The organism is Roseovarius sp. (assembly GCF_030373445.1).
In the GTDB taxonomy this organism is placed as follows: domain Bacteria; phylum Pseudomonadota; class Alphaproteobacteria; order Rhodobacterales; family Rhodobacteraceae; genus Roseovarius.
Genome location: NZ_JAUCYU010000013.1, coordinates 1 through 24,964, shown reverse-complemented (window position 1 = coordinate 24,964; position 24,964 = coordinate 1). Strand labels below are relative to the sequence as shown.

27 protein-coding genes and 1 tRNA gene are annotated in these 24,964 nt (G+C 64.6%); 19 read left to right on the top strand and 9 right to left on the bottom strand.

The features are described 5' to 3' along the window. Positions 1–25: 25 nt before the first annotated feature. A complete protein-coding gene (gene gyrA / locus QUV18_RS20050; protein WP_300895874.1) occupies positions 26–2,737 on the bottom strand; it encodes a DNA gyrase subunit A in 2,712 nt (903 codons plus the stop codon). A gap of 263 nt (positions 2,738–3,000) precedes the next feature. Here gyrA and QUV18_RS20045 point away from each other — a divergent pair, with 263 nt between their 5' ends. Next, the gene (locus QUV18_RS20045) at positions 3,001–3,264 is read left to right on the top strand and encodes an usg protein (protein ID WP_300895873.1); all 264 of its coding nucleotides are present in this window, start codon (positions 3,001–3,003) and stop codon (positions 3,262–3,264) included. A 75-nt stretch (positions 3,265–3,339) separates the two neighbouring features. Here the strand turns inward: QUV18_RS20045 and QUV18_RS20040 are convergent, their stop codons facing one another. Next, positions 3,340–3,900, bottom strand: coding sequence for a YSC84-related protein (locus QUV18_RS20040; RefSeq protein ID WP_300895872.1), 561 nt, complete (start codon positions 3,898–3,900; stop codon positions 3,340–3,342). 260 nt (positions 3,901–4,160) lie between these two features. Then, entirely contained in the window at positions 4,161–5,156 is a 996-nt protein-coding gene (hemB, locus tag QUV18_RS20035) for a porphobilinogen synthase (RefSeq protein ID WP_300895870.1), read from the bottom strand. A gap of 141 nt (positions 5,157–5,297) precedes the next feature. Here hemB and QUV18_RS20030 point away from each other — a divergent pair, with 141 nt between their 5' ends. The 3 genes from QUV18_RS20030 (at position 5,298) to QUV18_RS20020 (ending at position 10,640) form a co-directional block, all read left to right on the top strand. Then, positions 5,298–5,825: a component of SufBCD complex gene (locus QUV18_RS20030; protein WP_300896032.1), complete on the top strand. Its 528-nt coding sequence runs from the start codon at positions 5,298–5,300 to the stop codon at positions 5,823–5,825. A gap of 27 nt (positions 5,826–5,852) precedes the next feature. Continuing rightward, positions 5,853–9,308 (top strand): transcription-repair coupling factor, encoded by a 3,456-nt coding sequence (gene mfd, locus QUV18_RS20025; RefSeq protein WP_300895869.1) that lies wholly within the window; start codon positions 5,853–5,855, stop codon positions 9,306–9,308. Between the two features lie 378 nt (positions 9,309–9,686). Further along, a complete protein-coding gene (locus QUV18_RS20020; RefSeq protein ID WP_300895868.1) occupies positions 9,687–10,640 on the top strand; it encodes a hypothetical protein in 954 nt (317 codons plus the stop codon). A gap of 74 nt (positions 10,641–10,714) precedes the next feature. Here the strand turns inward: QUV18_RS20020 and QUV18_RS20015 are convergent, their stop codons facing one another. From QUV18_RS20015 to QUV18_RS20005, 3 genes are read right to left on the bottom strand one after another with little or no spacing between them, the layout of a single operon-like run. After that, positions 10,715–11,299 (bottom strand): HD family hydrolase, encoded by a 585-nt coding sequence (locus QUV18_RS20015; RefSeq protein ID WP_300895867.1) that lies wholly within the window; start codon positions 11,297–11,299, stop codon positions 10,715–10,717. Next, positions 11,296–11,568 carry a hypothetical protein gene (locus QUV18_RS20010; protein ID WP_300895866.1) on the bottom strand — a complete coding sequence of 91 codons (273 nt, stop codon included), beginning with the start codon at positions 11,566–11,568 and terminating at the stop codon, positions 11,296–11,298. The genes QUV18_RS20015 and QUV18_RS20010 overlap by 4 nt, the downstream gene beginning before the upstream one ends. A 4-nt stretch (positions 11,569–11,572) precedes the next feature. Beyond that, positions 11,573–12,226, bottom strand: coding sequence for an alpha/beta hydrolase (locus QUV18_RS20005; protein WP_300895865.1), 654 nt, complete (start codon positions 12,224–12,226; stop codon positions 11,573–11,575). A 159-nt stretch (positions 12,227–12,385) separates the two neighbouring features. Here QUV18_RS20005 and QUV18_RS20000 point away from each other — a divergent pair, with 159 nt between their 5' ends. The 14 genes from QUV18_RS20000 (at position 12,386) to QUV18_RS19935 (ending at position 21,652) form a co-directional block, all read left to right on the top strand. After that, positions 12,386–12,847 carry an Rrf2 family transcriptional regulator gene (locus tag QUV18_RS20000; RefSeq protein WP_300895864.1) on the top strand — a complete coding sequence of 154 codons (462 nt, stop codon included), beginning with the start codon at positions 12,386–12,388 and terminating at the stop codon, positions 12,845–12,847. Between the two features lie 106 nt (positions 12,848–12,953). Next, a complete protein-coding gene (locus QUV18_RS19995) occupies positions 12,954–13,976 on the top strand; it encodes a cysteine desulfurase family protein (RefSeq protein WP_300895862.1) in 1,023 nt (340 codons plus the stop codon). Between the two features lie 18 nt (positions 13,977–13,994). Then, positions 13,995–15,527, top strand: a complete 1,533-nt coding sequence (gene sufB, locus QUV18_RS19990; RefSeq protein ID WP_300895860.1) for a Fe-S cluster assembly protein SufB — start codon at positions 13,995–13,997, stop codon at positions 15,525–15,527. After that, the gene (locus QUV18_RS19985; protein WP_300895859.1) at positions 15,527–15,784 is read left to right on the top strand and encodes a hypothetical protein; all 258 of its coding nucleotides are present in this window, start codon (positions 15,527–15,529) and stop codon (positions 15,782–15,784) included. Before sufB ends, QUV18_RS19985 begins: the two co-directional genes overlap by 1 nt. 10 nt (positions 15,785–15,794) lie before the next feature. Next, positions 15,795–16,052: a hypothetical protein gene (locus QUV18_RS19980; protein ID WP_300895857.1), complete on the top strand. Its 258-nt coding sequence runs from the start codon at positions 15,795–15,797 to the stop codon at positions 16,050–16,052. Further along, a complete protein-coding gene (locus QUV18_RS19975) occupies positions 16,049–16,363 on the top strand; it encodes a heavy metal-binding domain-containing protein (protein WP_300895856.1) in 315 nt (104 codons plus the stop codon). The genes QUV18_RS19980 and QUV18_RS19975 overlap by 4 nt, the downstream gene beginning before the upstream one ends. Before the next feature lie 9 nt (positions 16,364–16,372). Next, entirely contained in the window at positions 16,373–16,723 is a 351-nt protein-coding gene (locus tag QUV18_RS19970; protein ID WP_300895855.1) for a hypothetical protein, read from the top strand. 3 nt (positions 16,724–16,726) lie between these two features. Continuing rightward, complete coding sequence (gene sufC, locus QUV18_RS19965; RefSeq protein WP_300895854.1) at positions 16,727–17,482, top strand: Fe-S cluster assembly ATPase SufC; 756 nt, start codon at positions 16,727–16,729, stop codon at positions 17,480–17,482. Then, complete coding sequence (gene sufD / locus QUV18_RS19960) at positions 17,482–18,768, top strand: Fe-S cluster assembly protein SufD (RefSeq protein ID WP_300895853.1); 1,287 nt, start codon at positions 17,482–17,484, stop codon at positions 18,766–18,768. Before sufC ends, sufD begins: the two co-directional genes overlap by 1 nt. Then, the gene (locus tag QUV18_RS19955; protein WP_300895851.1) at positions 18,768–19,253 is read left to right on the top strand and encodes a YIP1 family protein; all 486 of its coding nucleotides are present in this window, start codon (positions 18,768–18,770) and stop codon (positions 19,251–19,253) included. The genes sufD and QUV18_RS19955 overlap by 1 nt, the downstream gene beginning before the upstream one ends. Further along, on the top strand, positions 19,250–19,852 hold the full coding sequence (locus QUV18_RS19950) for a YIP1 family protein (protein WP_300895849.1): 603 nt from the start codon (positions 19,250–19,252) through the stop codon (positions 19,850–19,852). The genes QUV18_RS19955 and QUV18_RS19950 overlap by 4 nt, the downstream gene beginning before the upstream one ends. A 2-nt stretch (positions 19,853–19,854) precedes the next feature. Next, positions 19,855–21,075 (top strand): cysteine desulfurase, encoded by a 1,221-nt coding sequence (locus QUV18_RS19945; RefSeq protein ID WP_300896031.1) that lies wholly within the window; start codon positions 19,855–19,857, stop codon positions 21,073–21,075. A gap of 182 nt (positions 21,076–21,257) precedes the next feature. Beyond that, positions 21,258–21,392, top strand: a complete 135-nt coding sequence (locus tag QUV18_RS19940; protein WP_300895847.1) for a hypothetical protein — start codon at positions 21,258–21,260, stop codon at positions 21,390–21,392. Between the two features lie 183 nt (positions 21,393–21,575). After that, a tRNA-Arg gene (locus tag QUV18_RS19935) sits at positions 21,576–21,652 on the top strand. A 165-nt stretch (positions 21,653–21,817) separates the two neighbouring features. Here QUV18_RS19935 and QUV18_RS19930 read toward each other — a convergent pair. After that, the gene (locus QUV18_RS19930) at positions 21,818–22,393 is read right to left on the bottom strand and encodes a dihydrofolate reductase family protein (protein ID WP_300895846.1); all 576 of its coding nucleotides are present in this window, start codon (positions 22,391–22,393) and stop codon (positions 21,818–21,820) included. A gap of 169 nt (positions 22,394–22,562) precedes the next feature. Here QUV18_RS19930 and QUV18_RS19925 point away from each other — a divergent pair, with 169 nt between their 5' ends. After that, positions 22,563–23,060 (top strand): GNAT family N-acetyltransferase, encoded by a 498-nt coding sequence (locus tag QUV18_RS19925; RefSeq protein ID WP_300895845.1) that lies wholly within the window; start codon positions 22,563–22,565, stop codon positions 23,058–23,060. Positions 23,061–23,145: 85 nt separating this feature from the next. Here the strand turns inward: QUV18_RS19925 and QUV18_RS19920 are convergent, their stop codons facing one another. After that, positions 23,146–23,910, bottom strand: a complete 765-nt coding sequence (locus QUV18_RS19920; RefSeq protein WP_300895844.1) for a hypothetical protein — start codon at positions 23,908–23,910, stop codon at positions 23,146–23,148. Beyond that, a complete protein-coding gene (locus QUV18_RS19915) occupies positions 23,907–24,857 on the bottom strand; it encodes a GSCFA domain-containing protein (RefSeq protein ID WP_300896030.1) in 951 nt (316 codons plus the stop codon). The genes QUV18_RS19920 and QUV18_RS19915 overlap by 4 nt, the downstream gene beginning before the upstream one ends. Positions 24,858–24,964 lie beyond the last annotated feature (107 nt).

The following is a 24,964-nucleotide window of genomic DNA, read 5'->3' as shown; positions in this document are numbered from 1 at the left end:
GTTGCAGCGAGTCCGCGCAGGGAGATCAGGCTTCCGCGTCTTCGGCCTCTTCCTCGGCCTTCTCGGCGATCCAGGCGACGCTGACGACCTTTTCGCCCTTGCCGGTGTTGAACACCTTGACGCCGCCCGCCCCGCGCGAGCGGAAGGAGATCCCCTCGACCGGGACGCGGATCGACTGGCCGCGCGAGGTGGCGAGCATGATCTGGTCTTCGGCTTCCACCGGGAAGGAGGCGACCAGCGCGCCGCCGCGCATGGCCTTGTCCATCGCCCGAACGCCCATGCCGCCGCGGCCCCGGACGGGGTAGTCGTGGCTGGAGGAGAGCTTGCCCGAGCCGCCCTCGGTGATGGTGAGGAGCAGGTTCTCGGCCGCCTTCATCTCCTCGAACCGTTCGTCGGAGATGGTGGCGTCGGCATTGCCTTCGTCGTCAGTGGCGCCTTCATCCTCGGCCCCGGCCATCTGGCGGCGCATCTTGAGATAGGCGGCGCGTTCGTCGGGCGTGGCCTCGAAATGGCGGATCACGGACATCGAGACGACCTTGTCGCCGTTCTGCAGGCGGATGCCGCGCACCCCGGTGGAATCGCGGCCCTTGAAGATACGCACCTCGGTCGTCGGGAAGCGGATGGCGCGGCCCGAGTCGGTGAAGAGCATCACGTCATCGTCTTCCGAGCAGATGCGGGCGTTCACCAGTTGCGTGCCGTCCTCGGGGAGCTTCATCGCGATCTTGCCGTTGGATTTGACATTCGTGAAGTCCGACAAGGCGTTACGGCGCACATCCCCGGCGGAGGTGGCGAAGAAGATCTGCAGGTTTTCCCATTCGTCTTCCGGAACGTCGACCGGCATGATCGCGGCGATCGAGACGCCCTGCGGGATGGGCAGGATGTTGACGATCGCCTTGCCCTTGGAGGTCCGCCCGCCCAGCGGCAGGCGCCATGTCTTGAGCTTGTAGGCCATCCCGTCGGTGGTGAAGAACAGAAGTTGGGTATGGGTGTTGGCCACGAAGAGGGTGGTGACCACGTCCTCTTCCTTGGTCTGCATGCCCGACAGGCCCTTGCCGCCGCGCTTTTGCGCGCGGAAATCGGCCAGCGCGGTGCGCTTGATGTAGCCGCCCTGAGTGACGGTGACGACCATGTCCTCGCGCTCGATCAGGTCCTCGTCTTCCATGTCGCCGGACCAGTCGACGATCTCGGTGCGGCGGGGGACGGCGAATTGCTCCTTCACCTCGGTCAGCTCGTCCGAGATGATCTGCATGATCCGCTCGCGGCTGGCGAGGATGGCGAGGTATTCCTTGATCTTCGCGGCCAGCTCCTGAAGCTCGTCGGTGACTTCGCGGACACCCAGTTGCGTCAGGCGTTGCAGGCGCAGCTCGAGGATGGCGCGGGCCTGTGTTTCGCTGAGGTTGTAGGTGCCGTCCTCGTTCGCCGTGTGGGTCGGATCGTCGATCAGCGCGATGTATTCGAGGATGTCCTGCGCCGGCCAGCGGCGGGTCATCAGCTTCTCGCGCGCTTCTGCCGCGTCGGCCGAGGCGCGGATGGTGGCGACCACCTCGTCGACGTTGGAAACGGCGACGGCGAGGCCGCAGAGCACGTGGCTGCGCTCGCGCGCCTTGCGCAGGTCATGGGCCGTGCGGCGTGCGACAACTTCTTCCCGGAAGCTTATGAAAGCGCTGAGGAATCCGTGGAGCGTGAGCTGCTCGGGCTTGCCGCCGTTGAGCGCCAGCATGTTGCAGCCGAAGGAGGTTTGCATCGGCGTGAAGCGGAAGAGCTGGTTCAGCACCACCTCGGGGGTTGCGTCGCGCTTGAGCTCGACCACAACGCGCACGCCGGTACGGTCGCTTTCGTCCTGGACGTGGGCGATGCCCTCGATCCGCTTCTCGCGGGCGGTTTCGGCGATCTTCTCGATCATCGCCGCCTTGTTCACCTGGTAGGGGATCTCGTCGATGACGATGGCGTAGCGGTCCTTGCGCAGTTCCTCGACCCGGGTTTTCGATCGGATGATGACGCTGCCGCGCCCTTCGAGATAGGCCTTGCGCGCGCCGGAGCGGCCGAGCATCAGGCCGCCGGTGGGGAAATCGGGGCCGGGCACGTATTCGTTGAGTTGCGAGCTGTCGAGATCGGGGTTCTCGATCAGCGCCAGCGTGGCGTCGATCACCTCGCCCAGGTTGTGGGGCGGGATGTTGGTGGCCATGCCGACGGCGATGCCGCCGGCGCCGTTGACCAGCATGTTGGGGAAGCGGGCCGGAAGGACGGAGGGTTCACGATCCTTGCCGTCGTAATTGTCCTGGAAGTCGACCGTGTCCTTCTCGATATCGGCGAGAAGCGACTGCGCCGGCTTGTCCATGCGCACCTCGGTGTAGCGCATGGCGGCCGGGTTGTCGCCGTCCATCGAGCCGAAATTACCCTGGCCGTCGAGCAGGGGCAGGGACATCGAGAAATCCTGCGCCATCCGCACCAGCGCGTCGTAGATCGCGCTGTCGCCGTGGGGGTGGTACTTACCCATGACGTCGCCGACGGGGCGGGCGGACTTGCGATAGGGCTTGTCGTGGGTGTTTCCGGTTTCGTGCATTGCATAAAGAATGCGCCGGTGCACAGGTTTTAGGCCATCGCGCAGATCGGGGATCGCGCGGCTGACGATCACGCTCATCGCGTAGTCGAGATAGGAGGTCTTCATCTCCTCCGAGATGGAGATCGTCGGCCCGTCATAGGCCGGGCGCTCGGGGCCGGAACCGCCGTTTGGCATTTCGTCTTCGTTTTCAGGTGTTTCCGGCGTATCGTTCACGTTTCTGCCCGCTCTGTCCTGCTGTCGTCTTTTGCTGTTGCCAAGGGTATATCAGAGGGCTTGCAGGGGGCGCAATGCGCAATGCCCGGCCCGGTTGGCGGGCATTTTGGCAGCCGGGGCGGATGGCTGCTAACATGCTGTTTTTGTTGAAAACTAAAAAAATCGCGGCATCCTTGATGGAACCAAAGGCAAAAAATCCGGGGTTTCAGCAGGAGTGTAACGAGATGACCGAGACGGAGATGATGCTCAGGGGGTATGGCCTTACCACGGCGGAGTTCTTCTACCACATGCCGGACTATGCCCATGTTCTCAACAGTTTCGTCTGGCAGGAGTACGATATCGCGCCCGATCACCCGCGGCTGTTCGAGTTCGTGGAGTTCTGGCAGAAGGAGATCGAGGGGCCGCTGCATTCGGTGCAGTTCACCCATCGCAAGCTGATCGCGCCGGGCGAATGGCGGCAGGTCGTGGGCGAGTTCACGCTTCATTAACCAGGGTTAACAAAACGTAAAACCCCGGGCGTTTTCGGCCCGGGGCTCTGTCCGACCCTCCGCGGGAGGCGGCGGTCAGGGAATGATGCGGGTGTATTTCATGCCTTCGAGCGAGGCGCCGATCAGCGCCCCCGCCTGGCCGAAGACCACCGCGACGACCGGTGCCGTCGATGTCGTCGTGTCGGCGCGCAGGTTGCCGCCCTGGTCGTTGAAGACATATTCCACGTCCGCCCCCGCGACCCAGCCGGTGGCCCGGCGGAAGCGGCTGAGCGCGTCCTCGGTCATGAAGAACAGGACATGGGCGAATTGCTGGGCGCCGATCTGAAGGCCCACGCTGCCCTTGGTGGCCGAGTAGTAATCGACCGTCACCCCGCCCACGCGGAGCGCGCCGCGGCCATAGCCGCCGCCGACGATGAAGCCGCCCTCGGTCACCAGCGGCATGATCAGCACGCCGGTGGATTTCTCGCCGATCTCGCGGGTAGCGGGATAGCGGGTGTAGAGGTGGTTGATGGTCGCGTCGGCGCGGGCGTCGATTTCCGTGCCCTTGGTGCTGCCGACCCCGTTGCCGCAAGCGGCGACGACGGGGGTGGTGGCCAGCATGCCGAGCGTGAAGCTGCGTCTGGAGAGAATGCTCATGTTATTTGCCTGTGACTGCCTGTGTTCCGCGTCGGCATGTACCTGCCGATCTGGGGCCGAGTATAGAGGCGAGCCGGCAAAGTGTCACCCGCAAAGCGCCTTTTCGGCGGGATATTGCGACCCGGCGTACAAACCCCCCGGCCGCAGCGATTCGCGGGCACTATTCCACAAGGCGATTAAGGCTTTGTCACCCGGGGTTCATCTTTCCCGAAATACTCCCGCCGGAGGCGTCCGGCGGCGCGTCCTGGTGCCGCGGCCGGTTATGCAAGGGCCCGGGCCATGGCCGGGGCGAAATAGGTCAGGATGCCGTCGCAGCCCGCGCGCTTGAAGGCCATCAGGCTTTCCGCCATCGCCCTGTCGCCGTCGATCCAGCCGTTCTGGGCGGCGGCGGTGATCATCGCGTATTCGCCCGACACCTGGTAGGCGAAGGTGGGGGTGGCGAACTCGTCCTTCACCCGGCGGCAGATGTCGAGATAGGGCATGCCGGGCTTGACCATCACCATGTCGGCCCCCTCGGCCAGGTCGCGGGCGACGCAGCGCATCGCCTCGTCGGAATTGGCGGCATCCATCTGGTAGGTCTTCTTGTCGCCCTTGAGCGCGCCCGAGGCGCCCACCGCGTCGCGGAAGGGCCCGTAGAAGGCCGAGGCATACTTGGCGGCGTAGGAGAGCAGCATCACGTTGCGATGGCCGGCGCCTTCGAGCGCCGAGCGGATGGCGCCGATGCGGCCATCCATCATGTCGGAGGGGCCGATGATGTCGACCCCGGCCTCGGCCTGGGACAGCGCCTGTTTGACCAGCGCCTCGACCGTTTCGTCGTTGACGATCTCGCCATCGACGACAAAGCCGTCATGGCCGGTGTCGGAATAGGGGTCGAGCGCCACGTCGGTCATGATGGCGATCTCGGGCACGGCGGCCTTGATGGCGCGGGTGGCGCGGTTCGAAAGGTTCTCGGGGTTCCAGGCCTCGGCACAGTCGGAGGTGCGGTTGGCGGCCTCGGTGTAGGGAAAGAGGCAGATGGCGGGAATGCCGAGATCGGCCGCCTCGCGCGCGGCCTCGACCACGCGGTCGACGCTGCGGCGCACGACACCGGGCATCGACGGCACCGGCTCCTCTATCCCGTCGCCCTCGCGCACGAAGACCGGCCAGATCAGGTCGCCCGGCGTCAACGTGTTCTCGGCCACCAGCGCGCGGATCGCGGGGCTTTGCCGCGTGCGGCGCAGGCGCGTGGCGGGGAAGGGGGCTTGGGTCGGGCGCATCGGCGTCAATCCTTGTTTTCCACCCTGCTGTCACTGGCATGGAAAATTGACGATCTCAAGGGTAGGAATTGCCGCGTGGCGGCGCTATGAGGGGTGAACCTTCAGCCCCGGCCGGGCAAGAAACGTTACAGGCTCTATCTCGTGGACTGGTACGACAGCGTCTTCGAACTCATCGACATGCGCAGCTTCAGTAACCTCTGGTACTGGATCATTCTTGCCGTGATGTGGTCGTCGACCAGCCACTGGGTGCTGGGCGTGCCGTGGGACATGGTGATGCGCGCGCGCAAGGACGACACCGAGGCGCGGATGCAGGATCTCGAGACCATCGTGCGGATCAACATCAACCGCATCCTGCTGATCGCCGAGGAATCGGGGCTGCTGCTGGCGGGGCTCACCTGCTTCATGCTGACGATGCTGATGCTGCTGGGCTTCGTCTATGGCAACGAGTTCTCGCAGGCGGTCTTCCTGCTGCTGTTCCCGATGACCATCGTCGGGCTGCTGTCGGTGGCCACGGCGCACGTGATCCGGCGCGACGGGCTGTCGGGCGAGGCGCTTTACAGGATGATGCACAAGCACAGGGTGCTGACACAGGTGGTTGGGGTGATCTCGATCTTCGTCACCGCCATGTGGGGCATGCTGCAGAACATGATGATCGGGGCGCTCGGCTAGGGGTCAGGCCCGGCCAGGCGGTGATAGATGAGCGATGCGAAGCACATAATCGTGGGCGGCGCGCCCGAGGGGTTCGACGCGCGGCTGATCCTGAAGGAGGCCGAGCGGGATGGCGGCCCGGTCATCCACGTGGCGCGCGACGACAAGCGGCTGGCCCAGGTGGCCGAGGCGCTGGCCTTCTTCGCGCCCGGCATGCCGGTGCTGCGCTTTCCGGGGTGGGATTGCCTGCCCTATGACCGGATATCGCCCAATGCCGACATATCCGCCGCGCGGATGGCGACGCTGGCGGGGCTGGTGCACGGGGCGCCCAAGCAGTTCGTGCTTTTGACCACGCTCAACGCGGCGAGCCAGCGGGTGCCGCCGCGCGATGTGTTGCGCGAGGCCGCGTTTACGGCCGAGGTCGACCGGCAGATCGACGAGGAGGCGCTGAAGGCGTTCCTCGTGCGGATGGGCTTCGTGCAGAGCCCGACGGTGACCGAGCCCGGCGATTATGCCGTGCGGGGCGGGATCATCGACATCTTCCCGCCGGGCGAGGGCGGGCCGGTGCGGCTGGACCTGTTCGGCGACGTGCTGGACGGCGTGCGGCGGTTCGATCCGGGCAGCCAGCGGACGACGGAGAAGCTTTCGAAGGTCGAGCTGGCGCCGGTGAGCGAGGTGATCCTCGACGAGGCGTCGATCACGCGGTTCCGGCAGAATTACCGGATCGAGTTCGGTGCCGCGGGCACGGACGACCCGCTTTACGAGGCGGTGAGCGCCGGGCGGAAACATGCCGGGATCGAGCATTGGCTGCCGTTCTTCCATGAAAAGCTGGAGACTTTGTTCGACTACATGCCCGGGGCCCCGGTGACGCTGGACGACCAGGTCGAGGCGGCGCGGCTGTCGCGGTGGGACACGGTGCAGGACCAGTACGAGGCGCGGCGGCACGCGCTGGAGCAGAAGCAACGGGCCGAGACGATCTACAAGCCGGTGCCGCCGGGGCAGCTCTATCTCGATGACGATGCGTGGAACGCGGCGGTGGCCGACCGGCGGCGGCTGGCGTTTTCGCCGCTGGCGAAGAGCCCGGGGCCCAACATCATCGACGCGGGCGGGCGGATCGGGCGGAACTTCTCGCCCGAGCGGCAGCAGGAAAGCATCAGCCTTTTCGGGGCGTTGAAGGACCATATCGAAGCGAAGATGGGTGAGGGCCCGGTGCTTCTGGCGAGCTATTCCGAGGGGGCGCGGGAGCGGCTCGAGGGTTTGCTGGAGGACGAGGGGCTGATCGGCGCGGTCACGGTGCGCGACGTGGGCGGCGTGGGCAAGCGCGGGCTGCACCTGGCGGTCTGGGGGCTGGAACACGGGTTCGAGTCGCCCGGGCTGACGGTGATTGCCGAGCAGGACGTGCTGGGCGACCGGCTGATCCGCTCGCCGCGCAAACGGCGGCGGGCGGAGAACTTCCTGACCGAGGCGCAATCGCTCAGCCCCGGCGACCTGGTGGTGCATGTGGATCATGGGATCGGGCGGTATCACGGCCTGGAGGTGATCACGGCGGCGGGGGCGGCGCATGAATGCCTGAGCCTGGAATATGCCGAAGGGGCAAGGCTTTACCTGCCGGTCGAGAATATCGAATTGCTGAGCCGGTATGGGCACGAGGAAGGCTTGCTCGACCGGCTGGGGGGCGGCGCGTGGCAGGCGAAGAAGGCCAAGCTCAAGGAGCGCATCCGCGAGATGGCGGACCGGCTGATCCGGATTGCCGCCGAGCGGGCGCTGCGCAAGGGCGCGGTGATGGAGCCCGAGCACCACGCGTGGGAGGCGTTTTCGGCCCGGTTCCCGTACCAGGAGACCGACGACCAGCTGCGCGCGATCGAGGACGTGGTGAACGACCTGAGTTCCGGCACGCCGATGGACCGGCTGATCTGTGGCGATGTTGGGTTCGGCAAGACGGAAGTGGCGATGCGGGCGGCCTTCGTGGCGGCGCTGCAGGGATACCAGGTGGCGGTGATCGCGCCGACGACGCTTCTGGCACGGCAGCATTACCAGAGCTTTGCCGAGCGGTTCCGGGGCTTTCCGATCTCGGTGCGGCCCCTGTCGCGGTTCGTGTCGACGACCGAGGCCGCGAAGACGCGCGAGGCGCTGTCGCGGGGGCAGGTGGATATCGTGGTGGGCACGCATGCGCTTCTGGCCAAGGGGGTGCGGTTTGCCAATCTCGGGCTGCTGGTGATCGACGAGGAGCAGCGGTTCGGGGTGGCGCACAAAGAGCGGCTGAAGCAGTTGCGCAGTGATGTGCACGTGCTGACCCTGACCGCCACGCCTATTCCGCGGACACTTCAACTTTCGCTCTCAGGTGTCCGGGATCTCAGCATAATCGGCACGCCGCCGGTCGACCGGCTGTCGATCCGGACCTATGTGAGCGAGTTCGACACGGTGACCATTCGCGAGGCATTGCTGCGCGAGCATTACCGGGGCGGGCAGAGCTTTTTCGTGGTGCCGCGGATCAAGGACCTGGCGGAGATCGAGGAATTCCTCAAGGAGCAGGTGCCGGAGGTGTCCTACGTCGTGGCGCATGGGCAGATGGCGGCGGGCGAGCTGGATAGCCGGATGAACGCGTTTTACGACGGGAAATTCGACGTTCTGCTGGCGACGACGATCGTCGAGTCGGGGCTGGATATTCCCACCGCCAACACGATGGTGGTGCACCGGGCGGACATGTTCGGGCTGGCGCAACTCTACCAGATCCGGGGGCGTGTGGGGCGGTCGAAGGTGCGGGCCTATGCCTACCTGACGACCAAGCCGCGCGTGCCGCTGACGCCGGCGGCGGAGAAGCGGCTGCGGGTGCTGGGGAGCCTCGATACGCTGGGGGCGGGGTTCACGCTGGCGAGCCAAGATCTGGATATTCGCGGGGCGGGGAACCTGCTGGGCGAGGAACAGTCGGGGCAGATGCGCGACGTGGGCTACGAGCTTTACCAGTCGATGCTGGAGGAGGCGATTGCCAAGATCCGGGCGGGCGAGCTGGAAGGGCTGACCGAGACGGACGAGCAATGGGCGCCGCAGATTAACCTCGGCGTGCCGGTTCTGATCCCCGAGGAGTATGTGCCGGATTTGGACGTGCGGCTGGGATTGTATCGCCGTCTCAGTGGGTTGCACACCAAAGTTGAACTGGAGGGGTTCGCCGCTGAGCTGATCGACCGGTTCGGGAAGCTGCCGAAGGAGGTGAACACGCTGCTGTTGATCGTGCGGATCAAGGCGATGTGCAAACGGGCGGGGATTGCCAAGCTCGACGGGGGCCCGAAGGGGGCAACGATCCAGTTCCACAACGACAAGTTCGCGTCTCCGGAGGGCCTTGTGCAGTTCATGCAGGACCAGAGGGGCATGGCCAAGGTCAAGGACAACAAGATCGTCGTGCGGCGGGACTGGACCAAGGAAAGCGACAAGATCAAGGGGGCGTTCGCCATTGCCCGGGACCTTGCGGAGAAGGTCGTCGAGAAGAAGAAGGCGAATCGGGGTTAACGGGCTGATTTCGTTGAGATTTGGCGGGTCGGTATCACGTCGGTCTTACGTCGGTATTTTGTCGGTGTTCTTGGCGGTGATTGGCCGGGTTGATGTGGCGTGCGGTGGGGGGTGGTACCGGATGTTGTGCGGGGCGCAACGGCGGTGTGAGGGGCCGGGACCGGTGAGCGGAGGATGGGCCGGTAGAGGCCGGGCCGGAGGGTAAATCGCTTGATCCGGGGCCGGGAACGGGCAATGTTGCCGCGAGGCATGGTGGTGTCTTGGACATGTCGGCCGCCTTCTTCCCGCAGTTACCGTTTGACGCGGCGCTTGCGCCAATCGGAACTGCGTCGGCGGAGACGCGGAATTGGTAAAAAGTTGATTGGGAAATGCGACGTGATGGACCAGCAAGCAGACGCTGACGCAAACGGGCTTTATGTCGGGCGCGACGATTACATATTTCTTCGCGGTGGAAAGCACGGGGTGTTCTCGTACTTCACTGGCGTAAAGAGCCCGGATCGCAAGTCGCCGCGGATTTTCCGCAACAATGCCGAGGCCCGGACGGATTTCTGCGCGAAGACGGGCCGGCGGTTTCGGATGGTCATCTTTCCCGAGAAATGCGTTGTCCTTCGGGAAAAGATCGACCTGCCGGAGCAGTTCTCGTCACTTTACGAGCGGTGCTACGGGCCGGTCATGGCCGGATCCAGGGCGGAGGACAATATTCTCTACCCGGTTGAGGCGCTTCGGGAGAACCCGGCGGCCATGTCGCGGACGGATACGCATTATGCCGCCCCCGGTGTGCTTGGCGTGACAGAGGCGCTGCTGGCGGACCTTTTTCCCGAGGAGATCGAAACGGGGATGACCATGCTCCGGGCGCTGCTGACGGAATCCACCGCGTTTTTCGGTGACCTTGGTCGCAAGTTTGCCGATCCGGTCGGCGAGACACAGCTTGTCATGAAAGGGCAGGCAGTGCCGAACACCATGGCGAGCAACGGATTGCAAGGGAATGACGGTCTCATGTTCCTGGTCTCGTCGCCGCAGGCGTTGAGCGACAAGACGGTGCTGGTGTTCGGGGATTCCTTTTTCCGGCAGCTGTTGCAGACATTGCCGGTGTTCTATCGGCGGGTGGTGTTTTGCCGGTCGCGGTATTTTCATTACGAGATGGTCAAGGCGGTCAAGCCGGACGATATCTTCTGCGGGCTTGCCGAGCGCTACCTGTCGCGTTGCAGCCCGGACACCAAGCGGCCGCATTTCCTGAGCTATCCGCTGGCGCTGGGACGGGCGATAGAGCCGGAACCCGATTTCCCGGCCCTCTGGGACGAGATGATATACCGGGCGCAGCTCTGGCGGTGACGCGCCTTACGGGTGGCGCGGCGTCCCGGCGCGTCGGTTGCGGAGTGGTGGGTTTCACCCACCCTGCGGCGGGATCACCCGTTTCGTGAGAACCACGCCTTCACCTTGGGCGCGATGTGGGCCCAGAAGGCGGGGACGGTGTCGCGCAGCGAAGGGGCGATGCGGGCTTCGAACTTGTCCCAGGTGGCGCCGTTTTCGCGCCAGCCGATGCCGTCTGACGCGAGGTTCTGGTTGGGCGGCTGGAAGCGGTCGAGGGCCTTGGCGAAGCGGGCGTCCGGGGTTTCCGCGGCTTCGAACTCCTCCCAGAGGGCGCGGAAGCTGTCGGCCTGGTCCGGGGGCAGGAGGCCGAAGAGGCGGCTTGCGGCTTCTGCTTCGCGCTCGGCCTGGTCGTCGTGGCCGGTATTGCCGTAGATGGGCGTGTCGCCCGCGTCGATTTCGACGATGTCGTGCAGGAGCAGCATGCGGATGACACGCGAGATGTCGGTGCCTTCTGGCGCGTGGTCTTCCAGCACAATGGCGTAGAGGGCGAGGTGCCAGCTGTGTTCGGCCGAGTTCTCGTAGCGGGAGCCGTCGCAGAGCGTGGTGGTGCGGGTGACCGACTTGAGGCGGCAGGCCTCGTTCAGGAAGGCGATCCGGGCGTCGAGGCGGTCTTCGCTCATGTCTTGGGCGTGTCGGCGGAGGGCGGGGCCGCGGTGCCCGCCGCCTCCTGCCTTGCCTTGAACGCCTTGACCTTCTGCAGGAGCAGCGCGCGCGCCTTCATGTTGGCGCGGCGCACGCGCATGGAGGTGAGGAAGGCTTCCTCGGCGGTTTGCGAGGTGGCGCCGAGCAGCGCCACGATCTCGTTCACCACGCCCTCGTCGCCCGAGGCATCGACATACTTGATGACTTGCGTCGCCAGGTCGTCGGCCAGGTCCTCGGTCACGCCCATGGGCTTACCTCGTGGTTTCGGTCAGCCGGCGTTTGACGTAATCGCTGACCGTGTCGATCATCGTGTCCATGTAAGGCTCTTCGAAGAAGTGGCCCGAGCCGTCGATTTCCTCGTGGGTGACGGTGATGCCCTGCTGTTCCTGCAGTTTCGACACGAGCGACTTGGTATCGGCCGGGGGCGCGACACGGTCGGCGCCGCCGTTGATGATGAGGCCCGAGGAGGGGCAGGGCGCCAGGAACGAGAAATCGTACATGTTGGCGGGCGGCGAGACCGAGATGAAGCCCGTGATCTCGGGCCGGCGCATCAGCAGTTGCATGCCGATCCAGGCGCCGAAGGAGAACCCGGCGACCCAGCAATGCTTGGAGTTGTTGTTCATCGACTGCAGGTAGTCGAGCGCGGAGGCCGCATCGGACAGCTCGCCCACGCCCTGATCATATTCGCCCTGGGACCGCCCGACGCCGCGGAAATTGAACCGCAGCACGGTGAAACCCATGTTGTAGAAGGCGTAATGCAGGTTGTAGACGACCTTGTTGTTCATCGTGCCGCCGAATTGCGGGTGCGGGTGCAGCACGATGGCGATGGGGGCGTCTTTCTCGCGTTGGGGGTGATAACGGCCTTCGAGCCGGCCTTCCGGTCCGGGAAATATTACCTCGGGCATATGGTCCCTTTGTCCATCTCAGGGGTGCCGAGGCTATTCTTGACGAATTTCCCTTGGCACCTTAGAATTATTCTAATTTCCAGCCAGGGGCCGGATCGGGCTGCAAGCGAGATAAGCTTTGCGCATCGTCAGGTCAATCTATTCGCGAGGGTCGGGGCCATGAAACTCAGCACGAAGGGGCGCTACGCGATGGTGGCGCTGGTCGATATCGCCCTCAGCCAGAAGGACGGGCTGGTGACACTGGGCGAAATCTCGAAACGGCAGAAGGTGTCGCTGCCCTACCTGGAGCAGCTGTTCGTGAAGCTGCGGCGGGCCGAGCTGGTGGAATCGGTGCGCGGGCCGGGGGGCGGCTATCGCCTGGCGCGGCCGGCGGCGGAGATCCGCATCAGCGAGGTGTTGCAGGCGGTCGACGAGACGGTCGACGCGCTGCACAAGGGCGCGGGCGCGTCGGGCGCCACGTCAGGCTCGCGCGCGCAGTCGATGGCGAACCGGCTGTGGGAAGGGCTGTCGGCCCATGTCTACGTGTTCCTGCACCAGACCCGGCTGTCGGACGTGGTGGAGAATTCGCTGACGCCATGCCCGATCGTGCCGACGCTGGTGCCGGTGGTCGACGATCAGTGACCTGTGGGTGTGAAAGCCGTGGCAGGGGGCGCTGCCCCACGTTGAAACCCCGGCAGGGTTTCAACGCTCCCCGGGATATTTTCGGCCAGAAGAAGCGGGGGGCGTAGTGGCGCGGGTCTACCTCGATCATAACGCGACGGCGCCGTTGAGGCCCGAGGCGCGCGAGGCGATGGTGGCGGCGATGGACGTGGCCGGCAACCCGTCGAGCGTGCATGGCGAGGGGCGGGCGGCCAAGGCCTTGGTGGAACGGGGAAGGGCGCAGGTGGCCGAGGCCGTGGGGTGCAAGCCGCAGGAGGTGGTGTTCACCTCCGGCGCGACGGAAGCCGCGCGGGTGATGGAGCGCTGGCCGGGGCCGGTGGAGGTTCAGGCGACGGCGCATGACGCGCTCTGGGCGCATCGGCGCGCGGAGGGCGAGGGCACGCCGCTTTACGCGATGGGACTGGCGAATTCCGAGACGGGGATCGTGACGGAGCCGGAGGCGCGAGACGGGGCGCTTCTGCTTGACATCACGCAGGCGGTGGGGCGTATTCCGTTTTCCTTCGCCTGGAGCGGGGCGGATTTCGCCATTCTCTCGGCGCACAAGCTGGGCGGGCCGAAGGGCATCGGTGCGCTGATCGTGAAGCAGGGGGTGGATTTCCTCGCGCTTACCCCCGGCGGCGGGCAGGAGATGGGGCGCCGCTCGGGCACCGAAAACATCATTGGAATCGCGGGCTTCGGCGCCGCAATTGAAGCAGCGCTCCGGGACCAGGCCGCGGGGGGCTGGGACGAGATCGAGAAATTTAGAAACATTCTAGAAACACTGCTTGAGGAATCGGCGAGAGAGACTATTTTTGTCGGGAAATCGGATCGGCGTCTGCCCAACACCTCCTGCTTCATTTCCGACGGATGGAAAGGCGAGACACAGGTGATGGCGATGGATCTGGCGGGGTTTGCCATATCCGCAGGCTCGGCCTGTTCCAGCGGCAAGGTGAAGGCGAGCCGGGTTCTGGGGGCGATGGGATACAGCGACACCCAGGCGGCAAGCGCCGTGCGCGTGTCGCTGGGCCCCGGGACGAGTGAAGACGACGTGACACGCTTTGCCGAAGCCTGGGCAAGGCAGCATGCAAAGCATCGCGCCCGCGCGGCGTGAGCTGAAAGGAGCTTGAAGATGGCGGCACTGGACGAAACACGCGTGAAGGAAGGCGTCGACAAGGACACGGTCGATGCGGTCCGCGAGGCCGGCACCTACAAGCACGGCTGGGAAACCGAGATCGAGACGGAATACGCGCCGAAAGGGCTGACGCCCGATATCGTGCGGCTGATTTCCAAGAAGAACGGCGAGCCCGAATGGATGACCGACTGGCGGCTGGCGGCCTACGAGCGCTGGCTGCAGAAGAAAGAGCCCAACTGGGCGATGGTCGATTATCCGCAGATCGACTTTCAGAACCAGTATTACTATGCCCGGCCCAAGAGCATGGAGACGAAGCCCAAGTCGCTCGACGAGGTGGACCCCAAGCTGTTGGAAACCTACGAGAAACTGGGCATTCCGCTGAAGGAGCAGATGATCCTTGCGGGCGTCGAGGGGGCCGAGGAGGCCCCGGCGGAGGCGCGCGAGAGTGACCGGAAGGTGGCCGTCGATGCGGTGTTCGACAGCGTCAGTGTCGGGACCACGTTCCAGAAGGAGCTTCAGAAGGCGGGCGTGATCTTCTGCTCGATCTCCGAGGCGATCCGGGAGCATCCGGAGCTGGTGAAGAAATACCTCGGCAGCGTCGTGCCGGTGAGCGACAACTTCTATGCGACGCTGAACTCGGCTGTCTTCTCTGATGGCTCGTTCGTCTACGTGCCGCCGGGGGTGCGCTGCCCGATGGAGCTGTCGACCTATTTCCGGATCAATGCCGAGAATACCGGCCAGTTCGAGCGGACCCTGATCATTGCCGACAAGGGCTCTTACGTGAGCTACCTCGAGGGCTGCACCGCGCCGCAGCGGGACACCAGCCAGCTTCACGCCGCGGTGGTCGAGATCGTGGTCGAGGAAGACGCCGAGGTGAAGTATTCGACCGTTCAGAACTGGTTCCCGGGCGACGAGAACGGCAAGGGCGGCATCTACAACTTCGTGACCAAGCGGGCCGATTGCCGGGGCGACCGGGCCAAGGTGATGTGGACGCAGGTCGAGACCGGGTCCGCGGTGACGTGGAAATATCCGAGCTGCATCCTGCGCGGGAATGAAAGCCAGGGCGAGTTCTACTCGATCGCCATCACCAACAACTACCAGCAGGCCGATACCGGCACGAAGATGGTGCATCTGGGGAAAGATACCCGGTCGCGGATCGTCTCGAAGGGGATCAGCGCGGGCAAGGCGCAGAACACCTATCGGGGGCTTGTGAGCATGCACCCGAAGGCCAAGAACAGCCGGAACTACACGCAGTGCGACAGCCTTCTGATCGGCAGCGACTGCGGGGCGCACACGGTGCCGTATATCGAGGTGAAGAACAACTCGTCCCGGGTGGAGCACGAGGCCACGACCTCGAAGGTGGATGACGACCAGATGTTCTATTGCCGCCAGCGCGGCATGGACGAGGAGGAGGCGGTGGCGCTTGTCGTCAACGGCTTCTGCAAGGACGTCCTCCAGGCCCTGCCGATGGAATTTGCCATGGAAGCCCAACAGCTTGTGGCGATTTCGCTGGAAGGGTCGGTGGGCTGATGACCCGGCCGGCGATACGGGACTGGATCGTCTGGGTGATGGTGTTTTCCTTCGTGGCGCTGTTGCTTGTCGGGCCTTGGCAATTCCATGATGGGGCGAGGCTTGATATGGCCCTTGGCGCCGGCGTTGGCGAAACAGTCCTGAATTGGGTCCTGATCCCCGGTTTTGTCGTTGATTGGGACTATCCCAATCCGACACCGTGTCGCCAGGACTGGAATATGTTCGCCCCGGTGAGCCCGATAGCTTGCTTTAACTGAGGACGCGGAGATGACGCAGCCTGTACTGAATGTGCAAGACGCGCCGGAGGGCCCTCCGCGCCAATATGACGTTGTCGAGCTGGCTTGCGATGTTGTCAGCAATGGCGTGACGCTGCCCGACGGCACACGTGGCACGATCGTGGAACTGCAGGGAAGTCCGGTCGAAGCGCTCACCGTGGAGTTTGACGAGTTTCGTTTCGGGGAAGAGTTTCTCCAGGACCTGAAGGAACCGCAATTCAAACTGCTGTGGCGGGAAAGCAAACAATGATCATCACCACCACCAACACCATCGAGGGCCACAGGATCACCGCCTACAAGGGGATCGTGGTGGGCGAGGCGATCATGGGGGCGAATGTCGTGCGCGATGTCTTCGCCTCGATCACCGATATCGTCGGCGGGCGCTCGGGCGCCTATGAAAGCAAGCTGCAGGATGCCCGCGACACGGCGATGACCGAGCTGGAGGCGCGGGCGGCGGCGATGGGGGCGAACGCGGTTGTCGGCGTCGATCTGGATTACGAGGTGGTGGGGCAGTCGATGCTGATGGTATCGGCGAGCGGCACCGCCGTGGTGATCGAGTAGGGCCGCGCGATGACCGGGAACGCCACCGAGGAATGGCTGCTCACGCGGCTGGACTATCCCGGGCACATGGATGCCGGGCGGCTGGCGGGGCTGGGCGGCTCGGCGGTGGCGATCATCGTCGGGCTTTCGGCCTATGCGGCGGTTTCCGCCCCGGTGGCGCTGGCCGTGGGGGTCGGTGCCGGGTTCGGGGCGGGCGCGGTGATCCATCGCGTGGTCAGCCGGCGCAAGATGGAACGGGAGGTGGCGGCGCTCAACGCGAGACGCGCCGCCGAGACTGAGATGACACATGCGCAGATAGCGCGGATGAAGGAAAATGCGCCCGGTGGCACGGCCCCCGCGGCAGAGATGAAGAAGGGTTAGAACATGTTGGAAATCAAGAACCTGCACGTCGGTCTTGAAGACGAGGACAAGCAGATCCTGAAGGGCGTCGACCTGAAGGTGGGCGCCGGCGAGGTGCACGCGATCATGGGGCCGAACGGGTCCGGCAAGTCGACGCTCAGCTATGTTCTGTCGGGCCGGGATGGCTATGAGGTGACCGAGGGCAGTGCCACGCTCCTGGGCGAGGAACTGCTCGACATGGAGCCGGAAGAGCGCGCCGCGGCGGGGCTGTTCCTGGCGTTCCAGTACCCGGTGGAAATTCCGGGCGTTGGCAACATGACCTTCATGCGCACCGCTTTGAACGCACAGCGCAAGGCGCGCGGCGAGGAGGAGATGAGCGCGGCCGATTTCCTCAAGCTGGTGCGCGAGAAGGCGAAGACGCTGAAGATCGATGCCGACATGCTGAAACGGCCGGTGAACGTGGGCTTTTCCGGCGGCGAGAAGAAGCGCAACGAGGTGCTGCAGATGGCGGTGCTGGAGCCGAAGATGTGCATTCTCGACGAGACGGATTCGGGCCTCGACGTGGATGCGATGAAGCTTGTGTCGGACGGGGTGAACGCCCTGCGTGACGCGGGCCGGAGCTTCCTTGTGATCACGCACTACCAGCGCCTGCTGAACCATATCCAACCGGACGTGGTGCACATCATGTCCGAGGGCCGGATCATCAAGACCGGCGGGCCGGAACTGGCGCTGGAAGTCGAAGAGAACGGCTATGCGGACCTGCGCGGGGAGGTGGCCTGATGGCATTGCCGCAGAAGAAGCTGGACGCGACGGAAGCGCGGCTGGAGGGTCTGAGCCTGCCCGGTGGGGCGGCATGGGCCCGCGCCGCGCGCGAGGCGGCGCTGGACCGGGTGAAGGCGATGGGCCTGCCCGAGCGACGCGACGAGTACTGGAAATACACCCGCCCCGACACGCTGGTGCAGGCCGAGGTGCCGCCGGCGGCGACGTTCGATTCGGACGACGGGCCGATGTACGAAGGCATCGACCGGCTGAAGATCGTCTTCGTCGACGGGAAGTTCGACGAGGCCGCGAGCGATGACCTGAGCCTTGAGGGCGTCACCATCGAGCGGCTGAGCGCGGCGGCGGAGAAGGACATTCACTGGGCCAAGGACGTTTACGGCGTGCTGGAAGAGCGGGGGCAGACCCCGGTCGAGCGGCCGCTCGCGGCGCTGAATACGGCGCTGGCCGAGGATGGGCTGCTGATCCATGTCACCGGCCGGGTCAGCAAGCCGCTGAACCTTGTCTATCATCACAGGTCGGAAACGTCGGACGCCATCCTGCACCATGTCATCAGGCTGGACGAGGGCGCCGACCTGACGGTGCTGGAGAACGGCCCGGCGGCGGCACGGTTCAACAAGGTGATGGAGGTGGACGTGGCCGATGGCGCGGGCTTCCACCACGTGCGCACGCAAGGCCGCGACCACGAGCGGCGGGCGGCGACGCATATCTTTGCCCGGCTCGGCAAGGAGAGCACGTTCAAGACCTTCACCCTGACGGTGAACGGGGTTCTGACGCGCAACGAGTGTGTCGTGGAGATGCTGGGCGACGATGCCGCCGCGCATATCGCGGGCGCCTGCGTGGGCGATGGCGATTTCCACCATGACGACACGGTGTTCGTGACCCATGACGCGGTGAATTGCGAAAGCCGGCAGGTGTTCAAGAAGGTGCTGCGGAACGGCGCCAAGGGCGTGTTCCAGGGCAAGATCCTGGTGAAGCCCGGCGCGCAGAAGACCGACGGCTACCAGATCAGCCAGTCGCTTCTGCTGGACGATGACAGCGAGTTCGACGCCAAGCCGGAGCTCGAGATCTACGCCGATGACGTGGCCTGTTCGCACGGGTCCACCAGCGGCGCGATCGACGAGGAAGGGCTCTTTTACCTACGCGCGCGGGGCGTGCCGAAGGAGATCGCGACCGACCTGCTGACGCTCGCCTTCCTGGCCGAGGCGGTGCAGGAGATCGAGGACGAGACCCTGCGCGAAGAGCTTGTCGGCCGGCTGGACGCCTGGCTGCAGCGCCGGCGCGGCTGATGCCGGTCACCACCGATATCGTGGCCTCCTACCGGGGGCCGCGGCCGGTGATGCGGCGGCTTCTGGCGATGCCGGTGAACGAGGGCAGGGCGCTGGCCATCCTGATGGCGGGCTGTCTTGTCACCTTCATCGGCCAATGGCCAAGGCTGGCGCGCGAGGCGCACCTGACCGGGCAGGAGCTGAACCCGCTTCTGGGCGGGGCGCTGCTGGGCTGGATCTTCATCGCGCCGCTGGCGTTTTACGCGCTGGCCTTCCTGAGCCACCTTGCCAGCCGGGCGTTCGGCGCCCGCGGCACGGGCTATGGTGCAAGGCTGGCGCTGTTCTGGGCCTTCCTTGCGGCAAGCCCGCTGCTGCTGCTTTTCGGGCTGGTCGCCGGGTTCATCGGGCCGGGGCCGGGGCTGACCGGTGTGGGCGTGGTCTGGGTCGCGGTGTTCCTGTGGTTCTGGCTGTCGAACCTGCGCGAAGCGGAATGGGGCACGTCATGAGTTTCGCGTGGTTCCGGGCGATGCTGCGCCTGACGCTGACCAAACCCCGGGAGGCCGGCGCGCTGGTGGTCGAGATGGGCTGGCCCATGCAGGGGCTGTGGATCGCGCTGATGCTGGTGTCGGTGCTGCTGTCGCTGCTGGTGTCGGGGGTGTTCTACGTGGCCCCGCTGCCGCCCGGCGAGATGGGCGAGCTGATCCAGCTTTCGCCGGCCTACCACACGCCGCTTCTGTTCGCGCTGCTGAACTGGGCGCAGGCTCTGATTTCGGTCGTGCTGCTGCACCGGATCGGGCTGGCCTTCGGCGGGCAGGGCGAGCTGGCCGACGTGCTGGCAGTGATGATCTGGCTTCAGGTCGTGTCGCTGGTGCTGGCGGTGGTGCTGTTCGTGATCGGGCTGATCCTGCCGCTGGTGGGCGGGCTGATGATGTTGGCCGCCTTCTTCTGGGGGCTGTGGGCGACGCTGGCACTGATCGCCGCCGCCCACCGATTCGACGGCCTGCTGAAAGCGGCGGGCGTCTGCGTTCTGACGGTGGTGACCTTTTCCATCGGCATGACGATCCTGTCCGCCGTGCTTGGCGGGCTGGGAGTGACAGGGAGATGACCATGTATGACGTCGACACGATCCGCGCCGATTTTCCGATTCTCAGCCGCGAGGTGAACGGCAAGCCGCTGGTCTACCTCGACAACGGCGCCTCGGCGCAGAAGCCGAAGGTGGTGATCGACGCGATCGCCCATGCCTATAGCCACGAATATTCCAACGTGCACCGGGGCCTGCACACGCTGTCGAACATCGCCACCGAGAAATACGAGGGCGTTCGCGGCACCATCGCGCGGTTCCTGGGCGTGGCGGATGCCGAGCAGGTCATCCTCAACACCGGCACGACCGAGGGGATCAACATGGTCGCCTATGGCTGGGCCATGCCGCGGATGGAGGCGGGCGACGAGATCGTCCTGTCGGTGATGGAGCACCACGCCAATATCGTGCCCTGGCATTTCCTGCGCGAACGGCAGGGGGTGAACCTCAAGTGGGTGGATACCGAGGCCGACGGCGCGCTCGACCCGCAGAAGGTGATCGACGCGATCGGGCCGAAGACGAAGCTGGTGGCGATCTCGCACCTGTCGAACGTGCTGGGCACCAAGGTCGACGTGAAGGCCATCTGCGATGCCGCGCGCGAGAAGGGCGTGCCGGTGCTGGTCGATGGCAGCCAGGCGGCGGTGCACATGCCGGTGAACCTCGACGAGATCGGCTGTGATTTCTACGCCATCACCGGGCACAAGCTTTACGGGCCTTCGGGCTCTGGCGCGATCTTCGTGAAGAAGGAGCGGCTGGCCGAGATGCGCCCCTTCATGGGCGGCGGTGACATGATCCGCGAGGTCAGCAAGGACGAGGTCAGCTATGCCGATCCGCCGATGAAGTTCGAGGCCGGCACGCCCGGCATCGTCCAGACCATCGGGCTGGGCGTGGCGCTCGAATACATGATGGGCCTGGGGATGGAGAACATCGCCGCCCACGAGGAACGGATTCGCGATTATGCCGCCCAAAGGCTGAGCGGGCTGAACTGGCTTCAACTGCAGGGGAGGGCGCCCGACAAAGCCGCGATCTTCTCGTTCACGCTCGACGGGGCGGCCCATGCGCATGACATTTCGACCATCCTCGACAAGAAGGGGGTGGCGGTGCGCGCGGGTCACCATTGCGCCGGGCCTCTGATGGATCACCTCGGGCTGACGGCCACCTGCCGGGCGTCTTTCGGGCTCTACAATACCGAGTCAGAAGTCGACACGCTTGTCGAGGCGTTGGAGCTCGCACACGAGTTATTCACCTGATTCTTCGGCGGATTCGGGCCTGAAAAAGGCCAAAAACCGGCCAATGTGCGTCAACTAGGCAACACAAGCCAATCTCTTGCGCCAGTCTCCCGGATTTCATCGCGGTAACGTGAAAAGACGGTCGACAAAGGAATTAATTCGTTGTTTTATCCACCGTGTTTAATGCGAAAGGAGCTGCCCTTATGAAAGTGATCAAGCTTATCACTCTGCTGGCAATCGGTTTCGGTGCAACTGCCTGTGCTCAACAGCAGCAGGAAGAGCCCGCGCCGATGGTCGTTCCGGAACCGGTTTACGACAAGTACGGCAACCCGATCTGATCGAACGGTCTCTGACCGCTCGACCATTTCTGGTGAGTATAAAACATCAAGAGGCCGCATTCCCGCCAGGGATTGCGGCCTCTTAACTTTCGCGGCCGGTGAATTGTGGCGGCCGGAAACCTGACCCGGGGCGCATTTCGCGATTGCAGGGCGCTCTCGTGAAAGCTATACCCCGCCGCGTAGGCACCTGTAGCTCAGCTGGATAGAGCGCTGCCCTCCGAAGGCAGAGGCCTCAGGTTCGAATCCTGACAGGTGCGCCAAATCTCCCGTTTTGGAAAACCGATTCCACGGGCTCGAGTTTCACGGGCACGAGGTCCACGGGCACGAGGCGACCGGGACCGGTGCGCTGCAAGGCGGGCGGGTGACGGCCCGGCAGGCTCGCCGCCGGGGCCGTCCTCCGGAACCGGTCATCCATGCGGCGCGGGTCACGCCAGGTCAGGCAGTGTCCGGTAGCGCAGCAGCAGCAGCCCGTCTTTCAGCCCGGTATGCTCGATCAGCTTTAGACGCGTCCGCGCATTCTCGGGGAACAGCCTTGTGCCGCGGCCAAGCACCACCGGGTAGACGATCAGCGAAACCTCGTCGACCAGGCCGCCGCGCAAGAGATCGTGGCACACCGATCCACTTCCGAAAATGAGTATGGTGCCCGTGACCCTGGTCTTCAGCTCCCTTGCGGCGGCGCAGAGATCGGCGCCAAGCAGGCGGGTATTCGACCAATCCGGAGCCGTGATCGTGCGGGAGGCGAGGTATTTCGGCAGGGCGTTCATCCGGTCGGCGTAGTCGCCGGGAACGGCCGGCCAGACCGCCGCGAAACCATCGTAGGTCTTGCGTCCGAGGATCAGGGCGTCGGCGCCGCGCAGTTCGTCTTCCTTGAACCTGTCCCCGACCGGACCGCGGCTGAACGGTCCGGTCCAGTCGCCCAGCCCGCTGTCCTCCATCCCCACGGGATCCTCTATCACGCCGTCGAGCGAGATGTATTGCGTGGCGACGATCTTGCCTGTCATTGATGACCTCCCTGAAGCGGCGCGGGACGGCAACTCAAACCCTGCCGTTCGACCGCCCGTGCAGGGCCAGATGCGCACACGCACCAGCACGCCTCAATGACCTTGAAGGTAATTGCGGGCGGCGCGGCGGCGCGCTAGCGTCACGGGCGGGACGGATGTCGAGTGGATCATGGCGGACGGAACCATCTTCACCACCGGGCGCTTTCGCGTCCGCGAGTTCACGCGGGACGATCGCGAACCGTTCATCGCCTGCCATCTCGACCCCGTGTTCTCGCGCCACCACCTGGAACACGAACGGGGCAGGGCGCATGCATCGGCGGTGTTCGATGCGTTTCTTGCCTGGCAGGCGGATCACCCGCGTGCGAATTTCCAGTTCGCCATCGCACCGCGCGATGACCCTGCCGGCTATATCGGGAATGTCGGCCTCCGCACCGACGGTCTGCGGCCTGGCGAGGGCGAGCTCGGGATCGAGGTGAGCCCGGCATGGTGGCGGCGCGGCGCCGCAAGCGAGGTGATGCGCAGCCTTGTACCCTGGGCGCGGGAGACTCTGCGCATCCGGACATTCACGGCCGAGACCATGCCGGGCAACCGTGCCGCGACCCGTTTGGCGGAGAAGGTCGGCCTGGTCCCGACAGGGCAGACGGGGAAACGCCGCTGGAGCTTCTGACGGCCGACCGGCCGCGATGTCCCGGCCACGACCCGGTCGTCTGGCCAGCTGACCCGCGTTGAAGGCATCTGAGCGAAGTTCCGGTTCAGTTCCGCCGCTCGCGCCGTTGGTCGCCGCTGACGATCGTCTTGAGCACCACCTCGCCGTATTGCTGGTTCATGTGCCCGAAATCGGTGTCGTCATGCAGTTTGGACCTGCGCGTAAGCCGTGCCGATCCACGGCAAAATTCGTCCAGCGTAAACAGCCGGTCCTGATTAAGGCATTCGCATGGCGGGAAGAGCAGTTCCACATTCGCTGGCAGGTTCTCTTGCGCTAGTCGCTCGACATGGCGCCTGACCGTTTCGGCCCGTATTGCCGCGGCTGGATGACTGTCCATGTACGCGGTCAGGGCACGAGCTTCCGGCGCGTTCTCCGAGCGGAAGGGATGCCCCAGGAACCCGATCGGCAAGTCCGAACGTTCTGCCAGCCGGACAAGGAACTCCGCCCCCGGGCTTTGCATCCAGCCGTTGAAGATGTGCTCGATCAGTTCCGGCGACAGGGGAAGCAGTGCTCCCTCCTGGGCGTAATTCAGCATGTCGAACGGGTTGGAGCCGAAGACGACATAGATTTCTTGGTAATTGTCGAGGTTGATGGTCTTCTGACCGCCGGACGTCCATTCGAACTTCTCCGCGACAGTCGCGCTGTCAGGATGAATGACGTTGTCGACGATCGTGGTTTCCAGCAGTTCCTTTCGATGTGCGGCAAACGTGTCGAAGTGATACCCTTGTGCCGCAAGGTCATCCTTCATGGCGTCGGCTGCCAACTTGATGGCGGCAAGGTGGGAATTGCCGATCAGACAGACATTCTTCACCTGGAAAAGGCCTCCAGCATGGCTTCCTCGCACTGCACATCGTCCTTGGAACTTTCCGGCTCGGCCGGACTAGCTTTCTTCGAAGGCTGCGGCTGCTGTGTACGTGCCGGCCTGGCCTTTGAAAGGGTATGTTCCGCAAAGAACGTCTTCATGACCACGTCGACGCCTTCGATCGTCACGGATCTCAGGTTCGAGGCGAAGAACACGCCGCGCGAGGCGGGGTTGGTCACGATTTCATAGCTGGGGAAATAATCGATGTTCGGGCGTTCATTCAGCTGCCCAGCCACCGCCCGCAGCACACTCTTCGAGTAGGTGCTGGCTCGCAGGATGTGGGTATCGCTCGCGGTTGCGGTCAGGGGCACGGGCGACACCGTCAGGATGACCTTGAAGCGGCTTCCCCGAAACTCGTTGACGATTTTCAAGAAAGACAGGAAGTCATTCTGGATCTCTTGGTAGGTGAAGTTGTGAAACTCATACACCTCCGGGTCGAACGTGCCGCAGATCGTTCCGGGCGCGGTCGGATAGACCGTTCCGTGCTTTTTGTGCATCCATGCTTCGGTAAGGCCCATCGTGAACACGAAGACGTCCATGTTCTTGAACATATCCCGCACTTGCGCCCGGTGGTGCTGTCGCAGCTCGGCTACGTCTTCCGGCGTGTCCAGTCCGCTCGGTTCGATATTGGGGCGGATCGCGTCGTAATAGCGGCCATCCTTCTCCCAGATGTAGTCTTGCGGCGGGGTGTCTGATATCGCCTCTTGCGCCAACTGGAGCAGCTGGCGGACCGTGTAGATGTTGCCGTATCGGGCGGAATACATCCCGAAGCCGAACGCGGTATGGTTGGCAGGGTCGAGCTGCTTGGGCGCAGGCTCTACGTCCATCACGTTGTAACCACGCTGACGCATGTGGCGGGCAACGTGCTGGGCAAAGCAACTCCCGGCGGTTGCGATCTTCGCCTTGGCCGGAATTCGGAACTTCTTGGTATAAATCCCCTGAAGGTCCAGTGAACTGGCCCCATTTTCGACCGGACACCTGGGCCTGAACCAGGAGGCTTAGG